Here is a 4,815-nt window from a genome sequence, read left to right as displayed (position 1 = left end):
CACCGCCACCAGCGCCAGCGGCCCGTCCGCCGCCGCGCCGAGCGCCTCGCGCAGCGCGCCGCGCGCCGCCTCCTGCCCGGCCGGCCGGGCCGTCAGCAGCTCCCGCAGCAGCTCCCCGAGCTCCGCCCCGGCCCGCGCCTCCGCCGCCAGCAGCGCACCGATGCGGGCCGCGCTCTCCATCGCCTGCGCGAGGCGCGGATCGGCGAAGGGCACGCTCAGGTCCAGCCCGGCCAGGTGCTCGTCGTCCAGCAGCCACACATAGCCGTGCACCACGCCGCGGTGGCGCACGGGCAGGCAGATGCGGCCCTTGAACACGCCCGCCGCCGGGTCCGGCGGGATGCGCAGCGGCGCCTGGGCCCGGGCGATGCCGAACGCCTCGAACCACGCCCGCACCGCCGCCGTCGACCGCCGCTGCAGGATCGACCGCGTGCGGACCGGGTCCATCATCAGGTCGAGATCGTCGTCGCCGCCGTGGGCGCCGAACGCGATCAGACCGAAGTCCCGGTCCTCCAGGGTCGCGGGAGCGCCGAGCGCCGCCGAGATCTCGTCCACGAGCTGCTGGTACTCGCCACGCATGCGCGCCGTGCTCCCTTCTGTATCCGTCGGACCTCATTGTCATACATCTGTCTGAGATCCCGGCCACCGATGCGTGACAGCTGTCGATGGGCAGCGCGGTGGCGTGAACCCTACGTTTCACGTTGAGTTACTTATGCCGTCATCCCAGGTGGAGCGGCCGTCATCGTGGAGGTGCCCCGTGCTGGGTCCCGTGATCCTCGCTGCGTCGCGCAGCGACAAAATGCGGCGTTTCGTGTCGGCTGCCCCGGGCACCAAGCAGGTCGTCGCCCGCTTCATCGCGGGCGAGACCGTCGACCAGGTCATCCCGATCGTCGAGGACGCCTCGGCCAAGGGCCTTGAGGTCACCCTGGACGTCGTGGGCGAGGACATCACCACGGTCGAGCAGTCGTACGCCGCGCGCGACGCCTACCTGGAGCTGATCGACCGCCTCAAGGAGCTGGGCCTGGGCGCCCGCGCCGAGATGTCGGTCAAGCTGTCCATGTTCGGCCAGGCCCTGGAGGGGGGCCACGAGCTGGCGCTCGCCAACGTCCGCCCGGTCGTCGAGGCCGCCGCCGCCATCGGCACGACGGTCACGCTGGACGCCGAGGACCACACCACCCTCGACTCGATGTTCGCCATCCACGAGGAGCTGCGGAAGGACTTCCCGCAGACCGGTTGCGTCATCCAGGCGTACCTCTTCCGCACCGAGGACGACGCCCACAGGCTCGCCGCGGCCGGCAGCCGTGTGCGTATCGTGAAGGGTGCGTACAAGGAGCCTGCCTCCGTCGCGTACCAGGACAAGGCCGAGATCGACAAGGCGTTCGTCCGCATCATCAAGATCCTGATGGCGGGCGACGGCTACCCGATGATCGGATCGCACGACCCGCGTCTGATCGCCATCACACAGGAGCTGGCCCGGCAGGCGGGCCGGAAGCTGGACGAGTACGAGTTCCAGATGCTGTACGGCATCCGCAGTGACGAGCACGTCCGCCTGGCCGCCGAGGGCCACCGGATGCGCGTCTACACGGCGTTCGGCACCGACTGGTACGGCTACTTCATGCGCCGCCTGGCCGAGAAGCCGGCGAACCTGCTGTTCTTCGCCCGCTCCATCCTCACCACGGGCTGAGCCCCCGAACCCCCTCGAAGCCCCGAAGGAGACACGGAACCCATGGACGCTGTGACCCAGGTCCCCGCCCCGGTCAACGAGCCGGTGCACAGCTACGCCCCCGGCTCGCCCGAGCGTGCCCGCCTTGAGGCCAAGCTCAAGGAGCTGGCGGCCAACCCCATCGACCTGCCGATGACCATCAACGGCGAGAAGCGGATGGGCGGTGGCGAGCCCTTCAAGGTCGTCCAGCCGCACAACCACGCCGCCGTCCTCGGCACCTTCCACCACGCCACGCAGGCCGACGCCCAGGACGCGATCGACGCCGCGCTCGCCGCCGCCCCGGCCTGGCGTGCGATGTCCTTCGACGACCGCGCCGCGATCATCCTGCGCGCCGCCGAGCTGCTGGCCGGCCCCTGGCGCGAGACGCTGGCCGCCTCCACCATGCTCGGCCAGTCGAAGACCGCCCAGCAGGCCGAGATCGACACCCCCTGCGAGCTCGTCGACTTCTGGCGCTTCAACGTGCACTTCGCGCGCCAGATCCTCGCCGAGCAGCCGGTCGCCAACTCCGCCGGCGTGTGGAACCGCAGCGACCACCGCCCGCTGGAGGGCTTCGTCTACGCGATCACGCCGTTCAACTTCACGGCCATCGCCGGCAACCTGCCGACCGCCCCCGCCCTCATGGGCAACGTGGTCGTCTGGAAGCCGTCCCCGACGCAGACCCACTCCGCCGTGCTGCTCATGCAGCTGCTGGAGGAGGCCGGCCTGCCCAAGGGCGTCATCAACCTGGTGACCGGCGACGGCATCGCCGTCTCCGAGGTGGCCCTGAACCACCCCGAGCTGGCCGGCATCCACTTCACCGGCTCGACCAAGACCTTCCAGTACCTGTGGAAGACGGTCGGCAACAACATCGAGAAGTACAAGTCCTACCCGCGCCTGGTCGGCGAGACCGGCGGCAAGGACTTCGTCGTCGCCCACCCCAGCGCCGACCGCGCCGTCCTGAAGACCGCGCTGACCCGCGGTTCCTTCGAGTTCCAGGGCCAGAAGTGCTCGGCCTCCTCCCGCGCCTACATCCCCCGCTCCATCTGGGAGGACGGCTTCAAGGAGGAGTTCGCGGCCGAGGTCGACGGCATCACCATGGGTGACGTCACCGACCTGTCGCACTTCATCGGCGCCGTCATCGACGACCGCTCGTTCGCCAAGAACAAGGCCGCGATCGACCGTGCCAAGTCCGACCCGACCTGCACGATCGTCGCGGGCGGCACGTACGACGACTCCGTGGGCTACTTCGTCCGCCCGACCGTCATCGAGTGCAGCGACCCGGAGAACGAGGTCTTCACGACCGAGTACTTCGGCCCGATCCTCGCCGTCCACGTCTACGAGGACGCCGACTTCGACGCGATGCTGGCCCAGATGGAGTCCGTCTCGGCGTACGCCCTGACCGGCTCGATCATCGCCGGCGACCGTTACGCGGCCGCCGACGCGATGGAGAAGCTCCGCTTCGCCGCGGGCAACTTCTACATCAACGACAAGTCGACCGGCGCCGTCGTCGGCCAGCAGCCCTTCGGCGGCGGCCGCGCCTCGGGCACCAACGACAAGGCCGGTGCCGCGAGCAACCTGCAGCGTTGGGTGTCGACCCGCTCCATCAAGGAGACCCTGGTCCCGCCGACCGACTACACCTACCCGCACATGGGCTGACCTGCCCTTCCGCGAGTTCCGCCCCCGCCCGGCCCCCACGCCGGGCGGGGGCGGCGGTATATGCGGCACGGGCTTCGGGCCCGTACGGGAGGCCCGGCGGCCCGTACGGGTCGTGCGTCGCCGGGCCCCGCCCTCAGCTCCATCCCGCGACGATCAGGCCCAGCCCCAGGGCGAAACCGGTGCCCAGCAGCGCCAGGTACAGCGGGTACAGGCGGCGCAGGCGCCGTCCCACCGCGCCGAGCGCCGCGAACGCGACCCCCACGCCCACCGTGCGTACGGAGCGGGCGCCCGCCGCCGACGCGGCGAACTCACCGGCCGGCACCCCGGCCCGGCCCGCCCCGGCCGCGTACACCTTGAAGGGCACGCCGTTCCACGGCTGGCGCCGCACGGCGTCCGCCCCCTCCACCGTGAGCTGACGCACGGCCTCCGCATGCATCCGCCCCGTGGTGAGCGGGGCCGGCAGGTGGGCGCCGGAGGCGGCCAGGTGCAGGGCGAGGAGCCCGCCCGCGAGCGTGCCCGCCAGGGCGGCGAGCGAGAGCCGCAGCACCGGACGCGGGGCCGCGGCGCAGGCGACGGCCAGGAACAGCTCCGGCATCAGCGGCCAGCTCAGCGCCTCCGCCGCCGCCCAGGCGAAGGCGAGCGGAACGCCCCACCGCCCCGTGACGACCCGCGCGATGCGGCGCCGCAGCGCCGAGTCCCGCTCGGGCAGGGCCGCCGCTTCGGCCGCCAGCTCCGCGACGGCCGTACGGGCCCGCTCGGGGGAGACCGGGCCGTACAGCGGCTGCCCGATCCGCACGCGGACGGGGGCGGGCCGCAGCCGGCCGTTCTTCGGCAGCAGCCGGTCCGTACCGGCGATCCCCACCGGCACCACGGGCACGTGGGCCCGCTCCGCGAGGAGCAGTGCGCCCCGGTGGAACTCCCCGAGCCCGCCGTCCCGTCCGCGCGTGCCCTCGGGGAAGAGCACCACGGCCCGCCCCGCCCGCGCGGCGTCGGCCTGCAGGAGCAGGTCGCCGAGGCCGCCGCCGGTGCGCCGGACGGGGAACCCGGCGGCGAGCCGGCGGCAGATCCGCCGCCGCCAGGGCGTGGCGAACCAGTAGTCGGCGGCGGCGCCGATCAGCGGCGCGTGGCGCGCGTCGAGCGCGGCGAGCAGGGCGGCGGTGTCGGCGTGCGAGGAGTGGTTGGCGACGACGACGCATCCCCCACGCGGCAGCCGCCCCTGCCGGGAGATCCCACCGGAACAGCTCAGCACCACCATCCAGAGCACCCGCCGCAGCCACGCACCGGCGACGGCGGTGGCCGGGCGTCGACCCGAAGCACATGCCGGGGCGGCACTCGGCTCAGCGCCCAGGGGCCGGGCAGCCGGCGAGCCGACGCCGGCCGTGCCGCCGACGCGGCGGACGGCACGCGTGAGCCGTGCCGTGCGACCGACGACGGCGCGCGCGACGCCGGCGCCCGGCCGT

The 4,815-nt window shown here is 73.0% G+C and carries 3 protein-coding genes and 1 pseudogene; 2 read left to right on the top strand and 2 right to left on the bottom strand.

The genetic code is table 11. From position 1 onward, the window contains the following. A pseudogene (locus tag LE181_RS31385) lies at window positions 1-576 on the bottom strand (PucR family transcriptional regulator); the annotation flags it as partial. A gap of 178 nt (window positions 577-754) precedes the next feature. On the opposite strand from LE181_RS31385, the gene LE181_RS31380 reads away from it, so the two are divergent. Together LE181_RS31380 and pruA are read left to right on the top strand one after the other, a co-directional pair. After that, window positions 755-1,681 carry a proline dehydrogenase family protein gene (locus LE181_RS31380; RefSeq protein WP_225664966.1) on the top strand — a complete coding sequence of 309 codons (927 nt, stop codon included), beginning with the start codon at window positions 755-757 and terminating at the stop codon, window positions 1,679-1,681. 42 nt (window positions 1,682-1,723) lie between these two features. After that, the gene (pruA, locus tag LE181_RS31375; RefSeq protein ID WP_225664963.1) at window positions 1,724-3,355 is read left to right on the top strand and encodes an L-glutamate gamma-semialdehyde dehydrogenase; all 1,632 of its coding nucleotides are present in this window, start codon (window positions 1,724-1,726) and stop codon (window positions 3,353-3,355) included. A 133-nt stretch (window positions 3,356-3,488) separates the two neighbouring features. Here the strand turns inward: pruA and LE181_RS31370 are convergent, their stop codons facing one another. Further along, entirely contained in the window at window positions 3,489-4,703 is a 1,215-nt protein-coding gene (locus LE181_RS31370) for a lysophospholipid acyltransferase family protein (RefSeq protein ID WP_225664967.1), read from the bottom strand. Between the last annotated feature and the right edge of the window lie 112 nt (window positions 4,704-4,815).

Origin of the sequence: Streptomyces sichuanensis, assembly GCF_020328095.1 — a bacterium.
GTDB lineage: Bacteria > Actinomycetota > Actinomycetes > Streptomycetales > Streptomycetaceae > Streptomyces > Streptomyces cinnamoneus.
The sequence above is the reverse complement of the archived record's forward strand: the minus strand, read 5'-3'. Positions and strand labels throughout refer to the sequence as shown.